Origin of the sequence: Mesorhizobium sp. BR115XR7A (genome assembly GCF_020165315.1) — a bacterium.
In the GTDB taxonomy this organism is placed as follows: Bacteria; Pseudomonadota; Alphaproteobacteria; order Rhizobiales; family Rhizobiaceae; genus Mesorhizobium; species Mesorhizobium australicum.
In genome coordinates this window covers 400,759-423,752 of sequence record NZ_JAIUHW010000004.1, presented here as the reverse complement: position 1 = coordinate 423,752, position 22,994 = coordinate 400,759, and the positions used below count along the sequence as shown (strand labels likewise).

Here is a 22,994-nt window from a genome sequence, read left to right as displayed (position 1 = left end):
ATAAAAACGATATTTTTTTGGTGCGCTCCTTAACTATGTTGAAAGTATTGGCGGTACGTGAGGCGCCTCGGCGCTTGTGCGTCGCGTGGTTAACGTTTAGTTTCCGCTAATATGTGCTGAAGAGGTATAAGGGATTATGCTGGGACGGTTTATCAAGGGAGCAAGCGAGCAGCAGGCGGCGACAAAGGCCGAGCCGCTGACTGTACTGCCCATCGTTCCGGCGGTTTCTCCAGTTGCTGATATTGAACCCCACGGCGAGGACTTCCTCACGCTGAAAGTCGAACTGCATCGTCATTTGATAGACAGGTTCAATCTCTCCGCGCTCGAAACCGCGTCCAAGGATGAGATACTGAACGAGATCCGCCCCATCGTGCGCGAGTTCGTGCGCAGCCACAGCGTGCCGCTGAATGCGCGCGAACTCGATCAGTTGACCAGCGACACTGCCGACGAAATGCTCGGCCTGGGACCGATCGAGCCATTGCTGAAAGACGATTCGATCGCCGACATTCTGATCAACACCCACAAGCGCGTCTTCATCGAGCGATATGGCGTGATCGAGGAAACCGCGATCCGCTTCCGCGACGAGGCGCATCTCTTACGCGTCATCAACAAAATCGTCTCGGCCATAGGTCGGCGTGTCGACGAATCGGCGCCGATGGTCGATGCCCGGCTGGCAGACGGGTCACGCGTTAACATCGCGGTGCGGCCGATTTCGGTGGACGGGCCGCTGGTCTCGATCCGCAAGTTCTCCAAGAACCCTTATTCTCTCGAACGTCTGATGGCGTTCAACTCGATCCGACAGCCGATGGTCGATCTGCTGCGCATCGCCGTGCAGGCGCGCAAGTCGATCCTGGTGTCAGGCGGCACCGGCAGCGGCAAGACGACATTGCTCAACGCGTTGTCGAGCTACATCCCGTCCAGGGAGCGGCTGATTACGATCGAGGATGCGGCTGAGCTACAGTTGCAGCAGCCGCATGTCGGCCGGCTGGAGACGCGGCCACCCAATGTCGAGGGGAGGGGCGAGGTTCGCCAACGCGAATTGCTGAAGAACGCGCTGCGCATGCGACCGGACCGCATCATCGTCGGTGAGGTGCGCGGCGAGGAAGCGTTCGACATGCTGCAGGCGATGAACACCGGCCATGAAGGCTCGATGACCACAATCCACGCCAACACGCCGCGCGACGCGATCTCGCGGCTCGAGCAGATGGTCGGTATGGCCGGCATGCCGATGACCAACGATTCCATTCGCGCGCAAATCGCCTCGGCCATCGATATCATCGTACAGACACAACGGCTCTCGGACGGCGGCAGGCGTGTCACCTCCATATCGGAACTGACCGGCATGGAAGGCAATGTCGTCCAGCTTCAGGAAATCTATCAATTCGTTCGTCGCGATGTCCGCGCTGACGGCGCGATTGTCGGTGAATTTCGCGCCACCGGTGTGCGGCCGCGTTTTGCCACCGAAGCTGCGGCAATGGGGTATCATTTCGCAAAAGATGCGTTCAATCCGCAGGTTCCACTCTGATGCCGACCGGTCAGACCCTCCTTTACTTCATCTATGTGCTGGCGGCGGCGTCGGTCATTCTCGCCGCTGAATCCTTCTTTGTTTCGATCGCCGGGCGGCGAGCACGCGCAGGCATCATAAATCGACGCTTGCAGCGACTGGGCGAAGAAAAGCCGGCCGAGCAGAGTTTGCAGGGACTGCTGCAGGAACGCGGGCTGACCGCATCGGGGGACTTCATTTTCGGCGCAATCGCGCTCAACCGGCTCTATACGCAATCCGGCATCACCGGCAATCCACTAACTTTCCTGGCAGTTTTCCTGCTCGCCGGCTTCGTGCTGGCACTTCTTTTGCCGTTGCTTCTGCACTTATCCGTCATTGTCGCCGTCGTCGTCTTCCTGATGGTCGGATTTGCCCTGCCGATTCTCGTTTTGCGAAGAGCCAGGAACAAGCGCATCAATAAATTTGCACTCCAGCTTCCAGATGCACTCGATATGATCGTGCGTTCTTTGCGCGCCGGTCACCCAACCACCGTCGCGATAGGACTTGTCGCGCGTGAAATGCCCGATCCGCTCGGCACAGAATTTGGCATCGTTTCCGACGAAATCAGTTTTGGCCTCAGTCTGGAGCAGGCGGTTCGAAAATTGTCGGAGCGGGTCGGTTTTGAGGGCCTGCATCTGCTTTCGGTTTCGCTTTCCATTCAGGCCAAGACCGGCGGCAATCTCACTGAAATACTGTCGAATCTGTCGACAGTATTGCGTGAGAGGAGGAAATTGCGCATGAAGATCAGGGCTCTTTCCGCCGAAGGCCGCATGTCCGCCTGGATAATATCGCTATTCCCACTTATAATGCTTGGGGTGCTGTCAGTTCTCGCTCCGAGCTTTTACGGCGATGTCTGGGGTAGCCCAATTATCATGCCGGTGTTCGTGATCTTTGGTGCGTGGGCATTGTTGGGCGATTTTGTAATGTACCGAATGGTCAATTTCGATTTCTAGTGTGGGCATGGACGTGTTTACCAACATAGGGAATTCGGCTGCGCTGCTCTCTCTCGCCATCTTCCTGGCGGCAGGGGCATTTTTCTTGCTAGGCGCCTTTATCCTCATCCCGGTGTTCCAGACAAGGAAGCTCGTCACTCAAACCCTTTTAGCCGAGGGAATCACCAGTCGCCGCTCGCTCCATGCCCAGCAGGAGCTCAACAGGATTTCCGCGCAGCGGCCGGTCGATGCCTATTTCCGCGGCCTGGAAAAGGAACGTGGCGAGCCGAATGCCCTGGAAGCGAAATTGTTCCGGGCGGGGTTCTATCAATCAAGCGCACCGGCAATTTACACGATCACTCGCCTCGGCGCGGTCTGTGTTGGTTTCCTGGCCTGTTACGCCGTTCTATCGCGTATTTTGCCGACGCAATTGCCTGGTTTCCTGGCATTTGCGGGTTCAGCCTTGATCGGGCTTGGCTGCCTGGTCATTCCCAGCATTGCTCTCGACCGCTTCGAGAGCGGGCAAAAACAGGTTTATCGGCGCGGCTTTCCCGACTTCATGGACATGATGATCACCTGTGCTGACGCTGGGATGAGCCTCGAAGCGGCCGTGGAGCGTGTTGGCGCTGAATTGGCTGGCACCCACAAATGGCTGGGCATTCAACTCTCGATCGTGACCCTGCAGTTGCGTGCGGGCAAACCGTTGCGCGAGGCACTGCGAGAACTCGCGGACCGCATCGGGCTGGAAGAGGCGCGCGCCTTGGCCGTCCTGTTTCGCCAATCGGAAGAACTGGGCACCAGTCTCACAGACGCCTTGCGCATTTATAGCGACGAGATGCGCACCCAGAGAATTATGAACGCCGAGGAGCGTGCCAACGCCTTGCCGGTCAAGATGATGATCCCGTTAGGGCTCTGCATCTTTCCAGTCGTGATGATGGTCGTCATGTTGCCCGTACTCATTCGCATGAAGGGCATTTTCTTCTGAGTAGGTATATGCTTTGGTTCTAAAAAACAGAGTCGGAGGACTCTTGGGGGATAAAATGAAAAGGCCAATGTGCCTCGCAGCCGTAGCCGCAGCCAGTCTTTTGATGGCGCTTGCCGGTTGCCAAACCAATAGTGCGGACACCACCGGGGGGGTCGCCCGCACCAACGAGCCGTCGAAGGGCGACGTGACGTCCTTTGGCGATGCCTTTGACGGGCTGAAGACGGTCAGCGATGTCGAATATTACGCCTCGGACCAGGCAGTAGGAGAAGCCACGAACCAGTTCCGCGCCGAAAATTACGGCAATGCCGGCGCCTTGTTCTTCAAGGCGACGCAACTCGCCCCTAACGATGGTGGCGCCTGGATGGGGCTGGCCGCTTCCTGCGACCGCATCCGCCGTTTCGACCTTGCTGACCGTGCCTATGCCAGGGCATTCAGGCTAGTTGGCGCGTCGCCCGAATATTACAACAATGTCGGCTATTCCTACCTGCTGCGTGGCAAGCTCCAGGACGCGCGAACGAGTTTCCTCAAAGCCTATGAACTAGCGCCAAAAGACCCGACCGTGGCCAACAATCTGAAGCTGCTGTCGTCGAGCGTGCAGAACGTCGAGCGCTAGCATGCTGCTTGTTGAGGTGCTGCTGCTGAAGGCGCTCGCGATACCCTTGCTCGCAAGGGTTGCCTGGCTGGACTTCACGACACAGAAGATAGCCAATCGCGACGCGCTGCTGCTGCTCTGCCTGGGGGCGGGGTCGCTGCTGCTGTTGTCGCTGCAGTCCGGATCGTGGTGGAACATGGGGCTGAGCGCCATCGCCGCGCTTGTGTTGTTCGTGGCGCTCTTTCCATTTTGGGTGCTGCGAAAGGTCGGCGCGGGGGACGTCAAGCTGATGGGGGTGGTGCCGTTTCTAGTCGGCGGCAATGATCTCGCCGGGTTTTCCATCTTGCTGCTGCTTTTCGCCCTCGCCACGGCCATGGTCGTGAAAAATCCGTTCTTGCTGCCGCAAGGTGCGTTCCGCCTCTACGTTGAACACCTGGATCGCAAAGGTGTCGTTCCGTTCGGCGTCCCGATCTCGGTGGCGTCGATTTGCATGATCGCCTTGCAAGTCGGATACGGCTTTTTGGTTCCTGGCTCTCTGGTGATGTGACAGCGACGGACGCTGGGCGGCCGATGCGCTGCTTCGTCTGGCTTATGTTTCGGCCGCCGGCTTTGCGATGGCATCCGCTGAATTTCGGCGTTGTTAGCCCCCACGCACGAACGGATAGCCGTGCTGGCCGATATAGTCCGCCGGGATCGGCTCATCGACCCCATATTTTTCCGGCATTTTCGAGCCCGGAACATGGAACGTTCCAAACAGCGCATCAATGACGGCAAGATGACTGGCGAAGTTCTTGTCATAGGCGTCGCGTTGATCCGCATGATGCCAGTGATGAAATTGCGGCGTTGCGATCAGCCATTTGAGCGGCCCGAATTTCATCCTGACGTTGGCGTGCAGCAGTAGCGCATGCCCGGTAGCAATAATGAAGTACACTGCGATTGCCTTTGACGAAAATCCCAGAAAGAACACCGGCAGAAGCGAGACGGCCTTGGTGACGATTTGGTCTACTGGATGGGCCCGGAAAGCAACCATCCAGTCCAACTCCTCGACCCCATGATGAATTGCGTGGAATCGCCACAGCGCCGGGATTGCATGGAACGCTCGATGTGAGGCGTAGACGCCGATATCGGCCAAGACAATGATCTCCATGACCTGGAGCCATGTCGCCTGACTGCTCACCGTCACCGTTATCCTCTGCGGAACCAATATCGCCGAGGCGCTCATTGCCGCTGCCGCGATTAGGACGAGGCAGATCTTGAGGAACGCGCCGTTCACCACCGCGTAGATCACATCGGTGCCGAGACCCTTTCGGAGTATCTTTTGCTGCGTCCGGAGCGCGAGGATGTGTTCAAGCGGCACGAAGATCAGAGCACAAATAAGCAGCGCTTGCAGACCAAAGAGGTCCATCGGCTCCATCTCTCTGTTATCCACGACATCGTCCTGGAGAGGAGTGAACCACTTCGTGATCCGGCACACAAGGCAATGGTGTCCAAACAGTTAACTGGCGCGCCATGACCTTTAGCCCGGAGGCTTTGGCGGCTTCGAAGTACATTTCGACTAAGGGTCAATTTGCCGTTAACGCTCAGGAAACCATTTGCTTGTCGCCGCGCGCAAGTAGTGCTTCAGTGCCGCTTTGAGGGGAGGGCGAAATGTTGAATGAGGATTTTCTCGGCCGTATCGCGATCGTCTGTATCATGACGGTCCTGGCGGTTCTCAGCGCGATTCCTCTGTTTGCCTATTTCCATCAGAACGTATCGGCAAATGCGCTTGCAGTCCTGAATCAAATTCTGGCGACCGTGTTGTCTGCCTTGCAGGTCTTCCTGACTATCAGCCGACTCCCGCCAAAAGGAACCGCTCAGGGAATCGAACCGAGGATCACAGCGATGGCCGGGACGTTCATGGTCGTCGTTGCAATGTTTCTGACACCGGCATTGGAAAGCGACGCCGTGCAAATGGTGGCGCTCGGCTTGATTTTCATCGGGATGGTCAGCTCGGTGTTTTGCCTCTATTGGCTGGGCCGCTCCTTCTCGATCATGGCTACGGCCCGACAGCTGGTCACCTCCGGTCCGTACTCGGTTGTTCGCCATCCGCTATACGTTAGTGAGTTGGCATTCGTTCTCGGGATGATCCTCTCGCATTTTTCAGCGCTGATGGTGGTCCTCGGTGCGCTTCAGTTTCTTCTGCAGTACCGGCGCGCCCGCAACGAGGAAGGTATCCTTCGACAGACCTTCCCTGAATATGAGGCATATGCCCAACGCGTCCCAATGCTGCTCCCGCGTTTCCGTCGAGCGGCGCCTGCGCCCGGCCACTGATGTTCGGTCCTCCTGAACGGAGCCGCATAGCGCATTAAGGCGCGATCGCGCGCTTGATCTGCGTGGCGATCCAGCGCCCAACGCCGACCGCTGCAAGCAAACCCAGGCGCGCCGAAAGCGTTCGCATCGGCACAAGAACCCATCCATGAGAATTTGGCCGAAGAGCGTTTCACTCGGAACATATCCGGGAAAGACAGGTTTGGTGGAAGCAGTACACAACCAAAGGAGATGCTCCAATGATCACCAAACTTCTCTCCGCCACCGTGCTTACGGTCGCTCTGGCCACGTCGGCCATGGCACAGTCGAACGGCACCGGTTCAGGCTCGACGTCCGGCGCCACCAGTGGTGGCACCACGACCGGCACCGGCGTCGGCACGGGTTCCGGTGCGACGACCACGCCCGCCGACCCGAGCACGACAAATTCGACAACCAAGTCGAACGGCATGACCGACCGCTGCAAGGATGCCGCGGGCAACGACATCGACAACAACACCGCCACCGGCAACACGACGTCGAACGTGCAGAACTGCAACAAATGAGCCACTGGCTCGGAGCGCCGCCCGAAGTCGTTCTTCTCCCTGGGGGCGACTGATCGGGCGGTGTTCTTGCTGCAGGGGCGCCGATGAGCCGCGATGGCGTCAGGCAACGCCGTCCGCTCGATCGGATTGGCAGGCGCATGCCGGACCTGCATTCCTTCATCACAAGAAATTCGTGGCATGCTGGAAAACGGCCGCCGGGCGCCTTGCGGGAGAACCGGCTCATCATGACCAGTCACGCAAGATCATGGACGGTTCCGGAGGCCGGCAAGCTGGTTCCGGTAGGTCGCTGGACATCAGGTATGTTCAGGCGTGGTGGAACATCGGCGATCAACTGTCGTTGACACGCTCGTGAGAGAAAGGACACCGTGCATGTCAAAATTCCAGGCTGCCACTCCGGATCGTCTGCGGCAACTCAGGCTTGAAGCGTCTGCTTACTTCACCCCGATGATGCTGCACGAGGCATTGCTGCGCCTTTCCCACGCCTGCGGCGGTGAAAGCCTTGGGCGGTTCGAGAAGGCCATGGTCGATCAGATAGAGGCGACGAAGGACGATCGGCCCGATTTCGAAACGATCAAGGAATTCGCGATCGAGCAGCTTTATGCCTTGATCCGCGAAGCCAATGAGTCACCAAAGAAGAAACAGTCGCTGGAGAAGATGGATACACGCAGGACGCCCGGCCGCTCCGAAGAACCGCAGACGCTCGAGGATCAACTGCAGGCCGGGTTGGAGGATTCTTTTCCGGCAAGCGACCCGCCCGCGGTGGTGTCCACGGCAATTCCAGGCGGAGCAAAGAAGCTGGTCGGGACCGACGAGGTCCTGAAACAGCAGCGAGAACAGGCCGCCAGAGAGGCCCGCCAACCATAGGGCCCAGGCATGGCTGCATACCGGGCCTTGCAGCCATGCGCCGGTGTGACAGCGCATGGCTCTCCGCATCAAAGCTTGACAGCGGTCTCCCGTGCCCACAGCCGCAGTTTGCGGCACGCCTCTATAAACGTCTTCACGGAACCTGCGTTATCAAGCCCGATCAACCCCTCATCGGCATCGGGAGCTACGCCCGCCTTGGCCAGGAGAGGTTGGGCCGCCGCTGTGAAGCCGATGAATTTGCAATGGGCGAACGCATCCGACACGAAGTCCCTCGCGGCCGCCTCGTCGAGCAGCATCTCGGCACCCTCCTCGGAGAGGAGCAGTACCACGGCGTCGAACAACACAGACGGGCCGCCGTCGATCATGTGCCTAGCCTCGATGTGGCTGCCGTCAGCCGCGTCGACGCCGCCCACCTTGGGCGCGATCACCTCCATCACCGCGCCTTCCGTTTCGATGGCGGAACGGAGCTCTTCGAACAGCCCTGTGTCGGTTCCATTGCTAAGCAAGACGCCGACCTTGCGGCCCTTGAAACTGTCAGGCCCGTTCTCGATGATGCTGAGCGCCGGCGAAGGCGGCAGGTCGTCGCGCGTCGGAACGGCTGCCTCCGCGGGGTCGGGCATATTCCGAATGCCGAGCTTGTCGGCGACGGTGGTCGCCAGGGTTTCGTCGATGTTCAGCAGATGCGAAACCATGCGTTCGCGGATCGCCGGTGCCTGGACCTTGCTCAATTCGAAGGTCAGCGCCATGGCGATGTGGCGCTGCTCCGGCGGTGTCTGGCTGTTGAAGAATTGCCGGGCCTGGCTGTAGTGGTCGGCGAAACTTTCCGCGCGCAGACGCACCTTCTGCCCGTCCTCGGCATCGGCGAAGGAACGAAAGCCGCGTTGCGGATCCTCGCGCGGTCCCAGCCCCCATGAATTCGGTTCATAGTTGGCGCGACCGACCGGATTGCGCATAGCCATGTGTCCGTCCTGTTGGAAATGGGCGAACGGGCACTTCGGCGCATTGATCGGGAGATGGGTAAAGTTCGGGCTGCCCAGCCGTTTCAACTGGGTATCGAGATAGGAGAAGTTGCGGCCCTGCAGAAGCGGATCGTTGGAGAAGTCGATTCCGGGCGGCACATTCTGCGTCATGAAGGCAACCTGCTCGGTCTCCGCGAAGAAATTATCCGGCATCCGGTCAAGCACCAGCCGCCCGACCGGGATCGGTTCGAGCACCTCTTCAGGAATGATCTTGGTTGCGTCCAGAATGTCGAAGTCGAAGCTGTCGGCAAACGCCTGATCGAACAATTGCACCGTCAACTCCCATTCCGGGAAATTGCCGGACTGGATGGCGTCCCACAGATCGCGACGGTGAAAGTCTGGATCGGCGCCATTGATCTTGACCGCCTCATTCCAGACCACCGATTGCATGCCGAGCTTTGGCTTCCAGATGAATTTGACGAAGGTGGATTCGTCTTTCGCGTTGACCAGGCGGAACGTGTGGACGCCAAAGCCCTGCATGAAGCGGAAGGAGCGCGGGATCGCGCGATCCGACATGATCCACATCACCATGTGCATCGATTCCGGCATCAGGCTGATGAAGTCCCAGAAATTATCGTGAGCGGTCTGGGCTTGAGGAAAGGCCCGGTCCGGCTCCTGTTTGGCGGCATGGATCAGGTCGGGAAACTTGATCGCATCCTGGATGAAGAAGACTGGGATATTGTTGCCGACCAGATCCCAATTGCCTTCCCTGGTGTAGAGCTTGACCGCGAAGCCGCGGACGTCGCGGGCGAGATCGAACGAGCCCTTGTTGCCGGCAACCGTCGAGAAGCGCACGAAAGCCGGTGTCTTTTCGCCGGCCCTCTGGAAAATATCGGCACGTGTGTATTTGGCCAGAGACTCGTAGGTCTCGAAGTAACCATGCGCGCCGTAGCCGCGGGCATGGACGACCCTTTCGGGAATGCGTTCGTGGTCGAAGTGGAAAATCTTCTCGCGAAAATGAGAGTCCTCGATCAGCGCTGGTCCGCGTTCGCCGATCCGCAATGTGTTTTGATCGTCGGAGACCGGTGTTCCGAGCGCCGTGGTCAGAGTGGGCGTCTCACCCCCGGCGATCTGGTGCAATTCCCCGCCGTTTCCGCGCGCGCTATCCGGTTCCTGACCACTTGCCGATTGGCGAGCGGAGCGACGGGCGGATTTGGCCATGACATATCCTCGTTTTGATGCCGGAGGGGGGTGGAAGTACTCAGGACGTCAAACTGCCGGTGCGCGGCTTTGTTCCCGTGAAAGAACCGCTGCGCGCGCGTGCATCGCCCAAGGCGCCATCCCTATCGCGGCGACGGCATGGGCCGATTGGGTAAGATGCCCCCGCTGCGCGGAATTTCTGAAGAGTTGTCTTCAGCGCGAGGAACGAACCAAACTTCCATGCATTTAGCAGGGGCTGCGTTCATACACTCTTCTTCTGGGAGCTGGACCATTGTCATCCGGAGGCTACATTTTGGCCGACCAAGAAACCAATGAAGTTTCCATCGTTGAGCTCATACCCGCCATGCGGGCTTTCGCGCGTACCTTCTGCCGCGTCCCCGACGATGCCGACGATCTGGTACAGGAGACACTGACCAAGGGTCTCGCCAACATCGACAAGTTCGAACCCGGCACACGCATGAAGTCGTGGCTCTTCACCATCATGCGCAACACGTACTACACCCGGGTCAAGATCGCTGCCCGGGAAGCGCCAGGCCTGCTCGACTGCGCGTCGTCCCGACCGATTTCGGAAGCCACCCAGGAATGGAGCGTTCAAAGCAAGGAAGTCCACGCCGCCATACAAAAGCTACCGGAACACCAACGCGAGGTTCTGATGCTGATTGGCGTTCTGGGGGTGAGTTATGAAGAAACGGCCGAGATATGCGGCTGCGCGGTGGGGACGGTAAAAAGTCGGCTGAACCGTGCCCGCGCCAATATTCTCGAGTTGCTTGGGGAGAGTTCGTTGCAGACACTAATCGAAAGACGAAATCATCTATCGGATGGTCAACTCGATATGGAGGGTGACAGCCGCAGATAATCAGTTCTGCACGTCACGTCGACGTTTCTCAACCAGCGCGTTTTGCAACTCCATGGCCAGCCTGGTTAGCCGGTCTGGAATTTTTTCCTGCTCTATGGCGTCCAGGAGAGAAGTGATCTCCTGATCCATGGCCAGACCGAATTGCGGGTCCGCGGTATCGTCGCTCGAGTGAGACATCCATATTCTCTTGATAACCAGCAGTCCCTGACTTTAGTGTGGTGACAAACGCCGGACATTACAAGGCGATGTCCGCCGCCGGCAGTGTTGCCGCCAATCCTTGCACAGCTTTATTTCCTTGGCCTTACGCTGCAGGCAAAGGACATGGGGTGACGGCGTTCTTCGGCGCCTGGTCGGCGGCATGATCCTGATATTGATCGGACTTGACGAGATTGCAGTCCAGCCCGCGCTCATCGCCGTGCTGTTTCCCGCAGCCGATCTTTCTTGCCGCGGGTGCCATGATTTCCTCCTTCGGGTCGGTGCCGATCTTCGGCGCCTCTGGTTCGACGTCCGAACTGGCGGCGCGCAGTAATGTTCCGCCGCCACGAGCCAGTAGGAAAGCCTCGCCATCCCATGACCGAAACGGCTTCTCGCCATTGATGACGACCCGCATTTGGTGAGCTTCCGCCAGGCGGCCGACATCGGCGCGGTCCCACGAAAGCGATCCGCGATAGGAATAGTTCAGCAAGGCGAGCCAGCCAGGCCGTTTCAGAACGCGTGCGATCTCATCGAAATGCCGCTCGGCCATGCCGGCCAGAACCAGATAAGGAAAGCTGTCAACCGCCAGCACGCAATCGAAACTGCCGTCGTCGAATTCGCTCAAATCGAGACCGGAGGTTTGCCGCAACTCGACGTTGCCCAGCGCGGCGCACCGCTCGGAGGCGATGGAGATCATCCGCGAGGATATGTCGATGCCGATCATGCGGTTGAAGGAGTTGGAAAGCGCATGCTCGAAACGGCCGATGCCACAACCAATGTCCAGAATATCCCGGCGGGTTCCGGAGAAGTCCTGCTGCTTGAGCCAGGCGACGACTTCGTCGGTCGTGGCCGAGAGCCTTTCCTCATCCCCTAGGGATGCGAGCTGGACACTTGCTGTCTCCGAAATCGCTGCCGCCGCATCGAAGCTCGAGGCCAGCCGCGTGACGACGGCGGCACCGGTCTCCCCGTCGTCGCGTGTGTGCCGAACGGCCGCTCCCGTCGCTCGCAATGTGGCAAAGATATCTGGCTTGCGGCGAAGCAACCCGGCTACCTCTTGCAGCCTTTCCGCGTCTCGCGCATTCATCGGAACGATATCCAGCACGATCTTTGCCAGTTCCGCCGCCCTGATCCCAGTCTGCAGGTGAAGCGCCAGCCTGGCGACGACTGCTTCGGCGCAGACACCATCCGCCATGCAGTCTTCAACAGCCGATCTGATCGTAGTGCGGCGCGGAGCGGATTTTGGCTTGGTTGCAGGCATGGTATCAACTCCGCGTCCAGACCCTGCGCATCGTCCACCTGTCGATGGCGCCCCAGCCATATTTGTACGCTTCCTGGCCGCGCAGGAAATCGAACTCGCGCGCACCTTCGCGGATCGATTCCGCGATCGCGTGGCCGATCAGGATCGCCCCTGGGCTCTCTTCGGCATAGGCGGGGTCGAAGCCCCCGAGATAAGCATAGGCACGACCGCGATGGTGGAAGCCGTAATAGGCCCCGACCGTCCTGCCATCGATTGCCAAAAGCCAGCATCGGACCAGGCCGCGAGCGTCGAGCAAGGGAAGTGAGCGCCTGTGGAATTTCTCTGCAGCCGCGTCGGCCAACACGCCACCTCCGTGTCCGGCCCAGCGCGCGTCGTGCAGGCGGATCAACTGATCGAGGAAGGTTTGAGGATCGCCTCGTGCCGACGACAACGCGATCCGGCCGCGTCTGGATGCGGCCTGCCGCGCCCGTCGCAACTGGCGCCGGCGCCGGGAGGGTACACAGCCTGCAAGGGTATCGTCTCCGGCGATGGCGAGCACGGGGCAAGCACCATGAGTGGCTGGCTGCCCCGCCTTCAGATCGGGATGCGCAATCGCAAGACCGGCGCCGCCTTCCGGCAAATCCGACAGGATCCACTGCGACCAGCCGACCGAGAGGATCTTTTCGGCAACAATGGCCGCGACCTGGTTTTCGACGCCGGGAACACACAGGATATCCAGATAGTCGCTGAGCGAAATGCCGACCGGAAGAAGTTTCGAGCCGGCGGTCCCATGCTCCAGATAAAGCGGCGCCAGCCCTATCAGTTCGCTTCCGCGCCAGACCGCGACCGTCGCCAGGTCGCCGGGCCCGAATGTGCGCCACCATGGCACCAGCCACGCAGGAGATTGAAACGGCGTCGCCGAGGAACTCTGCTCCCACAGTCCCCACCAATCCGCCGCAAGCGCATCGAATTGCGCCGGATCATCGATGATCTCGCCGCGCAACACAGACTTGCTCACGGTGTGACGGCGAGGCGCCCGGCATCGGTGCCAAGTCGTGCCAATGCTTGATAGGCATCCATGTAAGACGAGATCATTCGCTCCAGCGAGAACCGCCGTCGCGCCTCGGCGCGGCATGTCTCGACGTCCAGGCTTGACGCCGCAACGATGGCTTGTGCCATCTCGTCGACCGTATTGACGAGAAAACCGGTCTTGCCGTGCTCGATCACGTCGGGAAGCGCACCATTCGGAAAGGCGATCACCGGTGTGCCGCAGGCCAGCGCCTCCATGGCGACGAGGGAGCTGGTCTCGGCGGCAAGGCTCGGGATGACCAGACAGCGTGCTGCGTTGAGAAAGCGCCGCTTGGCGGTGAAACCGAGCGGACCAAGAAAGCGGCGGCGGCCATCGAGACGACATTGGACCTCGTCGCGAAAGTACCGCGTGTGCGTTTCATAGGGATAGACCTTGCCGCCGACAACCAGCGGCACACCTGCCTGCTTGGCCGCGTCCAGCGCCAGGTGGATGCCCTTTTCCGGACAGATACGGCTCAGAACCAGTGCGAAGTCGCGCTTCGGCTGCGGCAGGCTGAGCGCCTCTATATCTACTCCATTCGGAATTGGCGGCGCCAGTTTGGCGCCAGGTGGCGCGGTTTTCTGCTGGGCGGCCGAGACTGCATGAAGCCACAGGTCGTCGCGCGTCGGCCGCAGTGCCCCGGCCGGATACCAGTCCAGCGGTAGGTGAAGGGTCACCAAGGTCGGGCCATCGTCGGGCAGATAGGCATCGAAATCGATGCCATGCAGATGAACCACATCGATCGGCCATCTGGCGCGGGCAGCCGCGATCGCGGTTCGATGAGCCTGCTGCGCGCGGCTCTTCGCCGCCTCGTCGAGCACGCCGCCTTCCGCCGGTGTTTCCACAAGCGTGCCGCTCGCGCTGGAGCCCCGGCAGCCGACGACAATAGACCGATGACCCGCGCCAACCAGCGCGCGATCGAGCATCGACAGGACCTGTTCGGCACCCCCGACCGCATCCGGTCCGACAGGCGCGAGGGGATAGGCGACATTGAGGACGGTGAGCGTCATGGCCGGCCGAGCCATGGTGCGGGATGGGCGCAGGCGGTTGCGCACGACCTGGTGCCGATCTCGAAGGGGCCGAGAGCCTTGACTTCGGTCAGTGCCTCCGATGATCGCGGACCGGGTCGCATGAGAGCCTCACGCAGCCGAGGCCCGCTGCGTCGGGAGCGAGGCGGACGTCATGCCGGGCGCGTAGCGGCGGATCATCGTTGCACAGAACTCGGCGAATTCCTCGGGTACCAGCGGGGGGCTGGTGTGGTGAGGCATCATTCCGCGATGCTCGGGCGTGAAGCAGAAGGTGACCGTGACGTCGAAAGCGGCGAGCGCTTCCATCTGTCGGTCGAACCAGTCCAACGCATTCGGCCTGAAGCTATCGGCCCAGGAAAGCCCCGTGCGCATATTGGTCACGCCGAGCCGCTTCATCCAGGCGACGGCATCGTCCAGCCGCGGGTCCTCGAAATGAAACCACTGCACCAGGCCCATTGCGGGTGTGTAGCGTAGGAATTCTTCCAGCGCCGGTTTTGGCGTACCGTCCTGGCGCAGCAGCCCCATGTGGAAATGGCGGTAATAGGAAGATCCCTCCGCCTCGCGATGCCGCGTCGTTGCTTCCCATTCGCGCGGAAGGTCATAGAGGCTGTACCACTGGATTCGCGGTGCGTTGCCGAGCAGCAATTCGGCGGTGCGCTTGAGCCCCCAGACCTGTATTTCCTCGGCCCCGAAGGTCGATACGCCGACCTCGCTGACCCAGATGGGGAGGTCGGTGACGGTCGCGATCTCACCGATCTTCTGCGGCCATTCCTGAATTTGCCACAGGTTCCAGTCGAGGGGAAAGCCGTGAACAGCGACGGCGTCGACATGGTCCAGCACGCCGAATTCCTTCATGCGCGTGATAAAGCCGGGGTCTATCGGCGAGATGCCGCCAAGCACTTTTATCAGAGCCGGGTTCTCGGATGCGATCGCGTCCGCCGACAGGACTGCCATCCTGGCAAAGCGGCTCCAATCGGGGTCGAGCTCGGGGTCCCAATGCGATTTGTTGTTGGGCTCGTTCCAGATCATCGCGGCTTCAATCATGGAGCTTTCCTTTCGACGGATATATCGCGCCACCGCCGGCCGGATCGCCGGCAGCGCGGCAGAAATAGACCTCCTGCTCGGGATGCAGAACGATCTCGAAACCGGCGCTGCGCAGCATCGCTTCGGTGCAGGCCCGGTTCGGTATCCACCAGTTGGTCGGATCGTCGGCATAGCGGTGTTCGATGAAATGCAGCTTGGGAAATTCCGGCTGGTCGAACAAATCATGCGTCCAGAAATGATAGTTCTCTTCCAACGCGGGCAGGTCCTTGCTGCCGCGCTGCATGGACTGAAAGATCATCAGGTCGACGGCGACGTGCTCACGGATCAGGTCGAGCGCGAGCAAGGGGTGGCGCAAATGGTAAAGCACTCCCATGAAGAGCACGACATCGAATGTCTCGCGCAGGGCACCGACGTCGTAGACCGACAGCTTCTGGAATTCGATATCACAGTCCGCGATCTCGGCGGCAAAGCGGGCCTGGGCCAGATAGGCCTCGTCGAAATCGATCCCGAGGACGCGGGCGGCGCCCCGCCGTTTCATCTCGATCGAGTAGAAGCCGGCATTGCAGCCAATATCCAGCACGGTCTTGCCGGTCAGATCAGCGGGTATGGCATCGGCGAATTTGCGCCATTTGATCAGCGGGTAGTTGCCGAGAAAGTGGTCGGGCGCGGTTTCGACGCCGGCCAGGTCCATATTGTGGAACCACGGGCCGAGCGCGTCGATGCGCCGGCGGATTTCGGCATGGGAATGCAACATGTTCAGGCTCCTTCACCCGGAACGACAGGCACATGCGAATGCGCGCCGGGCATGATCGTTGCGGGCTGGTGATGAGCTGACGGGACGCCGTTTTCAAGCAACCGCAGAGCTGTGCGATACCCATTGAATGTACCGACATCGACATAAGCGGACCCTGCCTTGACACCATAGGCCACACCCCCGCCCGCAAGGTAGGCGTTGATCAACGTGCCGATATATTCGTCACGACCATCCCGCTCGCGCCAGAGTGCCGCAAGCCGATGCAGGATATGGCCGGGCATCTTGAACGCACCCCAAACCCAGTTCGTGGCGGCGTCCTGCCGCTTGACCTGGATTTCGATCACCCGCTCCTCATCATCGGTAACGACGGCGTCGAAGAATTCCGGGCTATCCACCGGGAAGAGCAGAAATGAAAGCTGATCGTCAGGCAAGTGACAGAAACCGTCCTCGGGAAACCAGATCGTGTCTGGAAGGCCGACGAGGACGACCTCGTCGGGCGCGACGAGGGGCGCTGCCCGGAAAATCGCATCGCAGAGACCTACGGGTTGGGGCTGCACCACGAAGAGCGCTGCCGCCTCACCATAGCCGGCGGCATAATATTCGAGGATGTCGGATTTGCCCGATCCGATGATGAAGCAAATCTTGTCGACGCCGGCCTGGACCATGCGCCGTACCAGATACTCGCTCACGGCGCAGGGACGTTCGGTCTGTCCGTCGATCCTGCTGCCGACCGGCAGCAGCTCCTTCGAGAAGCCGAGCGGTTGAATGCGGCTGCCGCGTCCGGCAGCGGGCACGATGCCCAACATCAGACTGCTTCCTTCATCGGTTCACCGACTGGGTTTCGCAAGGCATCGGCCAGGATTTTGTCCAGTTTCGCTGCGCGCTTGGCGGAAGTGTGCTCGCCCAAGACCCGTTCGCGGGCTCGCCTTCGAATGCCGTCGAGTTCGAACTCCGGCAATTGCATTGCCGCGACCACATCATCCGTGTCGCGCGCCAACAGCACTTCGCGGCCGGGTTCGAAGAATTCCGCGAGGCCTGGCCATGCGTCGGTGACGATGGCAGCCCCACACGCGGCCGCTTCGAAGAGCCGTCCCGAGGGGCACCAGCCCTTTTGCGCCATCGCTTCGCGGGTGACGTTCAGTGTCAGCCGCGACGAGGAGAAGAACGCCGGATGGTCGGCGGGTGGCAGATGCCTGACGAAGAAGATGTTGTCGCTCCATGGGAATTCCTGCGGATATTGTGCGCCGCCGATGATGAAGCGCTGGTCGGGCAGGCGCGCGGCCGAGCGAACCAGAAGCTTTTCGACGCCGGCCTGGCGATCCGCCGCGTAGGTTCCGAGATAGGACAGATCACCGGCGAATTCGGCCCGCTTCTCTGCCGGCCGGTGCTGATCCGGATCGACATGCCCATAGAGCGGCATCACCTGGCGCGCGCCCAGCACCGCCTTCAGCGCCTCGATCGCCGGGCCGCCGGTGTAGCTCAGGACGAGATCGTAGTCGGCAAGGCCTTCAGGTCCGAAATAGGGCGGACGCTCACCTTGTTCGACGCGGGCAAGCGTGACTGGAGTATCGAGATCGTAAAAGACACGCAGTCCGCGGCATGCCTGCTGCGCGAGGCGCGAAGCCTCGACGGCGTCGGGACAATAAGAGGTGACGACCACGACATCCGCTTGCTTCATCGCCCGTTCCGCGACGCGGCGGATGTCCTCCCAGTCCGGATAGATGACGACGTTGCCTCCATCGAGCTGATCCAGATCGCGGGTCCCGGCATAATAGGGGGTGTCGCGTTCGAAAAAGGTGATCGACCAGCCCAGCCGGGCGAGGGCGCGGATCAGCCCACGCCACAGCGTGGCATGGCCGTTTCCCCATGAAGACGTGACGGTAAGACCGAAAATGACCATCCGCATGGGGAATTTCCTCGTCAGGCAGCTTCGTTCAATCGCAGGAGCTTCGAGCCCCAGTCGCCCGATACGATCGTCGTGATCGAGGCGGGATCGATGTCGAAGCGAAAGCAGTCGCCTACCGGCAAGCCAAGCACCTTGCAGACGGCGGCCTTAATCACATCGGCGTGGCTGATCAGGGCGACACATTGGTTCTGATGCAGCTCGCGGACGCCGTTCATCAGCGAGACGATGCGCTCCTGGACATCCAGCATGGTCTCGCCGCTCGGTGTCCGGGCCTCCTGCCGCTGATCGTTCCACGCGCGCCAACTGGCATCGCCGTTCAATTCGTCGAAAGTCTTCCCCGACCAGTCGCCGAAGTCGATCTCGTCGAGTTCGGCGCGGATCGCGATTTCGCCGACACCGCAAGCGAGAGCGATCGGAACCGCCGTCTCCTGCGTGCGCTCGCGCGGGCTGCATAGAATGGCTGCAATCGTCTCACGGGCCATGCGGCCGCCAAGCTGCTCGGCTTGAGCCTTGCCGGCCTCGCCGAGACATACACCGGCCATGCGGCCCGCAAGGTACGAGCCGACATTGTCGTGCGCCGCATGGCGGATCAAAAAGAACGTCGTCGTCATTCCGCGGCATCCAGCAATGGCTCGTCCTTACCGGCGATGAAAGCGAGCGTGCGCTGGCGCGCTTCGGCGTCGGTGAACTGTTCGGGTGGCGATTTCATGAAATAGCTGCAAGGACCCGTCAGCGCCCCGGCAATGCCGCGGTCGAGCGCGAGCTTGGCGCAGCGCACCGCATCGATCACCACGCCGGCTGAATTGGGCGAATCCCACACTTCCAGCTTGAGCTCGGCATTCAGCGGCACGCCGCCGAAGGTCGTGCCTTCGACGCGGATGTAGGCCCATTTGCGGTCGGTGAGCCAAGGCACGTGGTCGCTGGGGCCGACATGGATGTTGCCCGGCTCCAGGGGAACATCGAGCTGGCTGGTTACCGATTGCGTCTTGGAGATCTTCTTCGATTCCAGCCGCTCGCGTTCGAGCATGTTGAGAAAATCGGTGTTGCCGCCGAAATTCAGCTGATAGGTGCGATCGATGCGCACGCCGCGCTCGCGAAAGAGATTGGCCAGCAACCGGTGCACGATGGTGGCGCCGACCTGGCTCTTGATGTCGTCGCCGACCAGCGGCAGCCCGCGTTGCTCGAAGCGCCGGCGCCATTCCGGACGCGAGGCGATGAAAACCGGTATGCAATTGACGAAGGCACAGCCGGCCTCGAGCGCGCATTCAGCGTAGAAGTGCGTCGCCTCTTCCGAACCCACCGGCAGGTAGGAGACCAACACATCGGCTCCGCTGTCGCGCAGGATCTCGCTGACATTGGCAACCGGTTCGGGCGCTTCTTCGATTTCGTCGCGCAAATATTTGCCGATCCCGTCAAGCGTCGGCCCGCGTTCGACGAGAACGCCGGTCGTCGGCGCGTCGGCAAAGCGGAACGTGTTGTTGGGGGGAGCGTAGATCGCATCCGCGACGTCACGGCCGACCTTGCTTTTGGCGACATCGAACGCACAGACAATTTCGATGTCGTCGACGTGATAGCCACCGAGATCGGCATGCATCAGCCCCGGGATTGGTTCGTTGCTTTTGGCATGGCGATAATAGGAGAGGCCCTGCACCAGGGAGGATGCGCAATTGCCCACTCCAACGATGCCAACACGAACTTTTTTCGATCCCACGAAACTGCCGCCCTATGCTGTTCAAAGGTAAGTTCCTTGCGCCGAACCGCCACCGTGCCGGAATGTTCCTTGGCTTGGTCAAAAATTGCGCGAAGCAGCATGGATCGAAGCTGGACGCGCCGCGTTGCCCGCACGGCAAGCACCGGAAATCGACCAATGATCGTCTACGGCGACCACAAGCGGACCGAGGATGCACGACAGCTTCAGGAGGCGGCGATCGAAATGGCCCAAGGCCTCGATCGCATGCCTTGCGGCATCCGGCGCCATGCCGCATTGGTCGGGCTGTTCGTCAGCGTGTCGGAACTGGTCCAGGGGCTCGCGGATGTCGACTTCAAGGCCCGGGGCGTCGACACCAATTCGCCTTCGCAACGGCAAGGCGCCAGGCTACTGGTCGGGCTTGCGGTAGAGGTGGCGAGGTCGTGGCGAAGCGGGTTCGCTGTGGACGGTGGCGTCGACCCGCGACTTCTCCAAATGCTGACCGCACTCGATTGCAAGGCAGAGGTTTTGACCGGCTCGTCCGAGGGCTACGCGCATTATGCGCTTTATCCAGAGAGTTATCTCGGCGCGGCGCAGGTATCAGGTCTCGATGCGAACACATGCGTGATCGGCATCCGCAGCATCGGCCTGGGGCTCGCGGCCATGGTGGCGGCCGCGATCGGTGCGCCGGCGCCCATCAGCGTGCGCCCGATCGGGCATCCTTTCGATCGGCGCCTCAATGCCGATCCGGGTTTGGCGGCGGCCTGGAGGAACGAGCCGTCGGCCCGTTTCGCGGTCGTCGACGAAGGTCCCGGCCTGTCGGGAAGTTCGGTCCATGCCGTCGTCGCGTGGCTGAGAAAACAGGGCATCGATACGGACCGCATTCACCTGTTCCCCAGCCATTCGGGCGATCCGGGCGCCGAAGCCTCGCCGGATGTTCGGGAGACATGGGTGCGCTGCCGCAGGCATGTGGCGATGACGTTCGAACGCACCTTCCCCGAAAGCTCGCAAAGTCCAACGCTGCGCGATTGGGTAGCCGAGGCGGTTGGCAGTCCGAAATTGCGCTTGACCGAAATATCCGGGGGCGCGTGGCGCTCCCTTCACTACGCCGACGAAAAGCGCTGGCCACCGAGCACACGCGGCACCGAACGGCGAAAGTTCCTGGCCTCCGCGGGTCAAGGTCGCTGGCTTGTCAAATTTGTCGGCCTCGGCGAAACCGGGCTGCGCAAGATGCAAGCCGCCAGGATGTTGCATCAAGCCGGGTTCGGACCGCAAGTCATCGGGGTCTGCCACGGTTTTCTGGTCGAACGGTGGACCGATGGAACCACGATGGATCAGCTGCCGCTGTCCAGGCAGAGACTTGTCGCGGCGTTCACACGCTATCTGGCCTGGCGTGCGACCAATCTACGGACCTGCGAAGCCGGCGCATCATTGCTCGCCCTCGCGGAGATGGCGGTTCACAATGCTTCCGAAGCTTTGGGCGAAAGCCAGGCGGCGAGACTGCGGACCTGGTTCTCGAAGCACACGCCCACAAAGGTGTTGGCACGGGTCGAGATCGACGGCAGGCTTCACCCTTGGGAGTTTCTGGTCGGTTCCGATGGCACGCTGATCAAGACGGATGCAGTCGACCATTGCCGAGGACACGATCTGATCGGCTGCCAGCCGATAGAATGGGATATTGCCGGCGCCTGCGTAGAATATGACTTGTCCGAAGCCGAGGCGGCGGCGTTGATCGGCGGCATGGATAACCGCATGGATAGCCGCATCGACACCAGGCTCATCGATTATTTCAAACCTTGCTATTTGGCGTTTCAGCTCGGGCTGTGGAGCATGGCCGCCCAATCCGAGAATGGCTGGGAAAGAGCAAGGCTGGAGGAGACGGTAAACCGATATGAGGCAGGACTGACACGGTTCCTGGGCCAGGCCAGGGCCGATTAGTCTGCATCAATCCAGCCTGCGCAGCATGTCTGCTTCCTGCTCGAGAATACTGGCCACCTCCTCCCGCTGCAGATGCGTCATCATCAGGCTGACACAGCACTCCAGATAGGTGATTGAGGCTCGCCGCAAATACGCAGCCGTCTCTCGTTCCGCCATCCTGTCGATATCGGTCCGAGATCGCTTGGGGTGCATGAGGAGGTCCTCCATATGTGGTCCTCCCGTCAAACCAAAAGCTTGCCTGGATGTTCCCGCGGGAATCGATGCGAAGATGTGACCGCGGTCCGGCATCAGGCAGGGAGGTTCTGCAGCCCGCCTGACGTGGGTCTCGCCCTTGTGGAGCGTCCTGCCATTTGATCGCCGATCGAGCCGCCTTCAAGCGTGGCGAAATAGCTGATCGTCCGCGCGAGCCCCTCGGTGAGAGGCACTCTTGGCGTCCAGCCGAGCAGCGTTTTTGCGCGCGAGATGTCGGGCTGCCGGCGTCGAGGATCATCCTGCGGCAGCGGCAGGAACGTCATGTCCGATTTGGTGCCGGTCATAGCCTTCACCAATGCCGCCAGTCGCACAATGGTGAATTCGCCGGGGTTGCCCAGATTGACGGGCTTGCCCGGATTGGGATTGATATCCATAAGGCCCATCAACCCATCGATCAGATCGGAGACGTAGCAGAAGGATCGCGTCTGCATGCCGTCGCCGAAAATCGTCAGCGGGCGCTTCTCAAGCGCCTGCATGATCAGGTTCGAGACGATGCGGCCGTCCGCCGGATCCATTCTCGGCCCGTAGGTGTTGAAGATACGCGCGACACGAACGTCGGCCTTGCCGGCTCGCAGATAGTCGAAGCAAAGTGTTTCGGCGGTGCGTTTGCCTTCGTCGTAGCAGGCGCGTGGGCCGGTGCAGTTCACATGGCCGACATAATCTTCCCTCTGCGGATGTTGCTCCGGATCGCCATACACTTCACTCGTGGAGGCCTGCAGCAATCGCGCGTCGTTGCGGGCGGCGAGTTCGAGCAGGTTCAACGTTCCGATGACGCAGGTTCGTGTGGTGTGGATCGGATCGGCCTGGTAACGCGGCGGCGAGGCGGCGCAGGCCATGTTGAAAATGCGATCCACCGGCTCGCCAAGGTCCAATGGACGGCAGATATCCTGCTCGATCAACCGGAAACCCGGCTGGTCCATGATCGCGTTGATGTTCTCCATGCGACCGGTAAGAAAATTGTCGGCGCAGATCACACGCCAGCCATCGCGTAACAATGCTTCGCAAAGATGCGAACCGAGGAAGCCCGCGCCACCGGCGACGAGCACCGTCTTTGCCCTTTGCGCTTTTTTTGTTTGTCGCATC

Annotated in this window: 23 protein-coding genes and 1 pseudogene; 10 read left to right on the top strand and 14 right to left on the bottom strand. The window is 60.7% G+C overall.

Going from position 1 to position 22,994, the window contains the following annotated elements; genetic code table 11:
- Nucleotides 1-136 precede the first annotated feature (136 nt).
- Genes LB557_RS11525 through LB557_RS11505 form a run of 5 tightly spaced genes read left to right on the top strand, consistent with a single transcriptional unit; the run spans nucleotide 137 to nucleotide 4,599 of the window.
- Nucleotides 137-1,525, top strand: coding sequence for a CpaF family protein (locus LB557_RS11525; RefSeq protein ID WP_140665671.1), 1,389 nt, complete (start codon nucleotides 137-139; stop codon nucleotides 1,523-1,525).
- Nucleotides 1,525-2,496, top strand: coding sequence for a type II secretion system F family protein (locus LB557_RS11520; RefSeq protein WP_140665674.1), 972 nt, complete (start codon nucleotides 1,525-1,527; stop codon nucleotides 2,494-2,496). Before LB557_RS11525 ends, LB557_RS11520 begins: the two co-directional genes overlap by 1 nt.
- 7 nt (nucleotides 2,497-2,503) lie before the next feature.
- Nucleotides 2,504-3,460, top strand: a complete 957-nt coding sequence (locus LB557_RS11515; protein ID WP_181177949.1) for a type II secretion system F family protein — start codon at nucleotides 2,504-2,506, stop codon at nucleotides 3,458-3,460.
- A 55-nt stretch (nucleotides 3,461-3,515) separates the two neighbouring features.
- Nucleotides 3,516-4,073, top strand: coding sequence for a tetratricopeptide repeat protein (locus tag LB557_RS11510; protein ID WP_140665676.1), 558 nt, complete (start codon nucleotides 3,516-3,518; stop codon nucleotides 4,071-4,073).
- Nucleotide 4,074: 1 nt separating this feature from the next.
- Nucleotides 4,075-4,599 (top strand): prepilin peptidase, encoded by a 525-nt coding sequence (locus tag LB557_RS11505; RefSeq protein ID WP_140665678.1) that lies wholly within the window; start codon nucleotides 4,075-4,077, stop codon nucleotides 4,597-4,599.
- 93 nt (nucleotides 4,600-4,692) lie between these two features.
- Here the strand turns inward: LB557_RS11505 and LB557_RS11500 are convergent, their stop codons facing one another.
- Nucleotides 4,693-5,466 (bottom strand): sterol desaturase family protein, encoded by a 774-nt coding sequence (locus tag LB557_RS11500; protein ID WP_411970544.1) that lies wholly within the window; start codon nucleotides 5,464-5,466, stop codon nucleotides 4,693-4,695.
- A 233-nt stretch (nucleotides 5,467-5,699) separates the two neighbouring features.
- Here LB557_RS11500 and LB557_RS11495 point away from each other — a divergent pair, with 233 nt between their 5' ends.
- The 3 genes from LB557_RS11495 to LB557_RS11485 all read left to right on the top strand — a co-directional run bounded on the left by LB557_RS11495 (nucleotide 5,700) and on the right by LB557_RS11485 (nucleotide 7,765).
- Nucleotides 5,700-6,362: a methyltransferase family protein gene (locus LB557_RS11495; protein WP_140665683.1), complete on the top strand. Its 663-nt coding sequence runs from the start codon at nucleotides 5,700-5,702 to the stop codon at nucleotides 6,360-6,362.
- A 236-nt stretch (nucleotides 6,363-6,598) separates the two neighbouring features.
- Nucleotides 6,599-6,901 (top strand): hypothetical protein, encoded by a 303-nt coding sequence (locus LB557_RS11490; protein WP_140665686.1) that lies wholly within the window; start codon nucleotides 6,599-6,601, stop codon nucleotides 6,899-6,901.
- 369 nt (nucleotides 6,902-7,270) lie between these two features.
- The gene (locus LB557_RS11485; RefSeq protein WP_224643810.1) at nucleotides 7,271-7,765 is read left to right on the top strand and encodes a hypothetical protein; all 495 of its coding nucleotides are present in this window, start codon (nucleotides 7,271-7,273) and stop codon (nucleotides 7,763-7,765) included.
- A 68-nt stretch (nucleotides 7,766-7,833) separates the two neighbouring features.
- Here LB557_RS11485 and LB557_RS11480 read toward each other — a convergent pair.
- Nucleotides 7,834-9,882, bottom strand: a pseudogene (locus LB557_RS11480) (catalase); the annotation flags it as partial.
- Nucleotides 9,883-10,237: 355 nt separating this feature from the next.
- Here LB557_RS11480 and LB557_RS11475 point away from each other — a divergent pair.
- Nucleotides 10,238-10,801, top strand: coding sequence for a sigma-70 family RNA polymerase sigma factor (locus LB557_RS11475; RefSeq protein WP_015319164.1), 564 nt, complete (start codon nucleotides 10,238-10,240; stop codon nucleotides 10,799-10,801).
- On the opposite strand, the gene LB557_RS11470 is transcribed toward LB557_RS11475, so the two are convergent.
- The 10 genes from LB557_RS11470 to LB557_RS11425 form a co-directional block, all read right to left on the bottom strand.
- Nucleotides 10,802-10,978, bottom strand: a complete 177-nt coding sequence (locus tag LB557_RS11470; RefSeq protein WP_015319163.1) for a hypothetical protein — start codon at nucleotides 10,976-10,978, stop codon at nucleotides 10,802-10,804.
- 124 nt (nucleotides 10,979-11,102) lie between these two features.
- Nucleotides 11,103-12,188 (bottom strand): class I SAM-dependent methyltransferase, encoded by a 1,086-nt coding sequence (locus LB557_RS11465; protein ID WP_224643812.1) that lies wholly within the window; start codon nucleotides 12,186-12,188, stop codon nucleotides 11,103-11,105.
- A gap of 70 nt (nucleotides 12,189-12,258) precedes the next feature.
- The gene (locus tag LB557_RS11460; RefSeq protein ID WP_224643813.1) at nucleotides 12,259-13,251 is read right to left on the bottom strand and encodes a GNAT family N-acetyltransferase; all 993 of its coding nucleotides are present in this window, start codon (nucleotides 13,249-13,251) and stop codon (nucleotides 12,259-12,261) included.
- The gene (locus LB557_RS11455) at nucleotides 13,248-14,312 is read right to left on the bottom strand and encodes a glycosyltransferase family 4 protein (protein ID WP_224643814.1); all 1,065 of its coding nucleotides are present in this window, start codon (nucleotides 14,310-14,312) and stop codon (nucleotides 13,248-13,250) included. The genes LB557_RS11460 and LB557_RS11455 overlap by 4 nt, the downstream gene beginning before the upstream one ends.
- A 129-nt stretch (nucleotides 14,313-14,441) precedes the next feature.
- Nucleotides 14,442-15,374 carry a beta-xylosidase gene (locus tag LB557_RS11450; RefSeq protein WP_140617546.1) on the bottom strand — a complete coding sequence of 311 codons (933 nt, stop codon included), beginning with the start codon at nucleotides 15,372-15,374 and terminating at the stop codon, nucleotides 14,442-14,444.
- Nucleotides 15,367-16,128, bottom strand: a complete 762-nt coding sequence (locus LB557_RS11445) for a TIGR04290 family methyltransferase (RefSeq protein ID WP_140715391.1) — start codon at nucleotides 16,126-16,128, stop codon at nucleotides 15,367-15,369. Before LB557_RS11445 ends, LB557_RS11450 begins: the two co-directional genes overlap by 8 nt.
- A gap of 2 nt (nucleotides 16,129-16,130) precedes the next feature.
- Nucleotides 16,131-16,934, bottom strand: a complete 804-nt coding sequence (locus LB557_RS11440) for a sugar phosphate nucleotidyltransferase (RefSeq protein ID WP_224643815.1) — start codon at nucleotides 16,932-16,934, stop codon at nucleotides 16,131-16,133.
- Complete coding sequence (locus tag LB557_RS11435; RefSeq protein ID WP_224643816.1) at nucleotides 16,934-18,034, bottom strand: glycosyltransferase; 1,101 nt, start codon at nucleotides 18,032-18,034, stop codon at nucleotides 16,934-16,936. The genes LB557_RS11440 and LB557_RS11435 overlap by 1 nt, the downstream gene beginning before the upstream one ends.
- A gap of 14 nt (nucleotides 18,035-18,048) precedes the next feature.
- The gene (locus tag LB557_RS11430) at nucleotides 18,049-18,645 is read right to left on the bottom strand and encodes a histidine phosphatase family protein (protein WP_140617543.1); all 597 of its coding nucleotides are present in this window, start codon (nucleotides 18,643-18,645) and stop codon (nucleotides 18,049-18,051) included.
- Nucleotides 18,642-19,745, bottom strand: coding sequence for an inositol-3-phosphate synthase (locus LB557_RS11425; RefSeq protein WP_140665740.1), 1,104 nt, complete (start codon nucleotides 19,743-19,745; stop codon nucleotides 18,642-18,644). The genes LB557_RS11430 and LB557_RS11425 overlap by 4 nt, the downstream gene beginning before the upstream one ends.
- Before the next feature lie 156 nt (nucleotides 19,746-19,901).
- Between LB557_RS11425 and LB557_RS11420 the strand changes: the two genes are divergently transcribed.
- On the top strand, nucleotides 19,902-21,659 hold the full coding sequence (locus tag LB557_RS11420; protein ID WP_224643817.1) for a hypothetical protein: 1,758 nt from the start codon (nucleotides 19,902-19,904) through the stop codon (nucleotides 21,657-21,659).
- A 6-nt stretch (nucleotides 21,660-21,665) separates the two neighbouring features.
- Here the strand turns inward: LB557_RS11420 and LB557_RS11415 are convergent, their stop codons facing one another.
- Nucleotides 21,666-21,866, bottom strand: coding sequence for a hypothetical protein (locus LB557_RS11415; RefSeq protein ID WP_224582624.1), 201 nt, complete (start codon nucleotides 21,864-21,866; stop codon nucleotides 21,666-21,668).
- An 80-nt stretch (nucleotides 21,867-21,946) separates the two neighbouring features.
- The gene (locus LB557_RS11410; RefSeq protein WP_140617540.1) at nucleotides 21,947-22,993 is read right to left on the bottom strand and encodes a UDP-glucuronic acid decarboxylase family protein; all 1,047 of its coding nucleotides are present in this window, start codon (nucleotides 22,991-22,993) and stop codon (nucleotides 21,947-21,949) included.
- Nucleotide 22,994: the final 1 nt, after the last annotated feature.

What these genes read in the sequence shown, in the direction of transcription:
- LB557_RS11525 (WP_140665671.1), top strand. Translation starts at nt 137, where the DNA reads ATGCTGGGACGGTTTATCAAGGGAGCAAGCGAGCAGCAGGCGGCGACA.
- LB557_RS11520 (WP_140665674.1), top strand. Translation starts at nt 1,525, where the DNA reads ATGCCGACCGGTCAGACCCTCCTTTACTTCATCTATGTGCTGGCGGCG.
- LB557_RS11515 (WP_181177949.1), top strand. Translation starts at nt 2,504, where the DNA reads ATGGACGTGTTTACCAACATAGGGAATTCGGCTGCGCTGCTCTCTCTC.
- LB557_RS11510 (WP_140665676.1), top strand. Translation starts at nt 3,516, where the DNA reads ATGAAAAGGCCAATGTGCCTCGCAGCCGTAGCCGCAGCCAGTCTTTTG.
- LB557_RS11505 (WP_140665678.1), top strand. Translation starts at nt 4,075, where the DNA reads ATGCTGCTTGTTGAGGTGCTGCTGCTGAAGGCGCTCGCGATACCCTTG.
- LB557_RS11500 (WP_411970544.1), bottom strand. Translation starts at nt 5,466, where the DNA reads ATGGAGCCGATGGACCTCTTTGGTCTGCAAGCGCTGCTTATTTGTGCT.
- LB557_RS11495 (WP_140665683.1), top strand. Translation starts at nt 5,700, where the DNA reads ATGTTGAATGAGGATTTTCTCGGCCGTATCGCGATCGTCTGTATCATG.
- LB557_RS11490 (WP_140665686.1), top strand. Translation starts at nt 6,599, where the DNA reads ATGATCACCAAACTTCTCTCCGCCACCGTGCTTACGGTCGCTCTGGCC.
- LB557_RS11485 (WP_224643810.1), top strand. Translation starts at nt 7,271, where the DNA reads ATGTCAAAATTCCAGGCTGCCACTCCGGATCGTCTGCGGCAACTCAGG.
- LB557_RS11470 (WP_015319163.1), bottom strand. Translation starts at nt 10,978, where the DNA reads ATGTCTCACTCGAGCGACGATACCGCGGACCCGCAATTCGGTCTGGCC.
- LB557_RS11465 (WP_224643812.1), bottom strand. Translation starts at nt 12,188, where the DNA reads ATGGCGGATGGTGTCTGCGCCGAAGCAGTCGTCGCCAGGCTGGCGCTT.
- LB557_RS11455 (WP_224643814.1), bottom strand. Translation starts at nt 14,312, where the DNA reads ATGACGCTCACCGTCCTCAATGTCGCCTATCCCCTCGCGCCTGTCGGA.
- LB557_RS11450 (WP_140617546.1), bottom strand. Translation starts at nt 15,374, where the DNA reads ATGATTGAAGCCGCGATGATCTGGAACGAGCCCAACAACAAATCGCAT.
- LB557_RS11445 (WP_140715391.1), bottom strand. Translation starts at nt 16,128, where the DNA reads ATGTTGCATTCCCATGCCGAAATCCGCCGGCGCATCGACGCGCTCGGC.
- LB557_RS11440 (WP_224643815.1), bottom strand. Translation starts at nt 16,934, where the DNA reads ATGTTGGGCATCGTGCCCGCTGCCGGACGCGGCAGCCGCATTCAACCG.
- LB557_RS11435 (WP_224643816.1), bottom strand. Translation starts at nt 18,034, where the DNA reads ATGCGGATGGTCATTTTCGGTCTTACCGTCACGTCTTCATGGGGAAAC.
- LB557_RS11430 (WP_140617543.1), bottom strand. Translation starts at nt 18,645, where the DNA reads ATGACGACGACGTTCTTTTTGATCCGCCATGCGGCGCACGACAATGTC.
- LB557_RS11420 (WP_224643817.1), top strand. Translation starts at nt 19,902, where the DNA reads ATGATCGTCTACGGCGACCACAAGCGGACCGAGGATGCACGACAGCTT.
- LB557_RS11415 (WP_224582624.1), bottom strand. Translation starts at nt 21,866, where the DNA reads ATGGAGGACCTCCTCATGCACCCCAAGCGATCTCGGACCGATATCGAC.
- LB557_RS11410 (WP_140617540.1), bottom strand. Translation starts at nt 22,993, where the DNA reads ATGCGACAAACAAAAAAAGCGCAAAGGGCAAAGACGGTGCTCGTCGCC.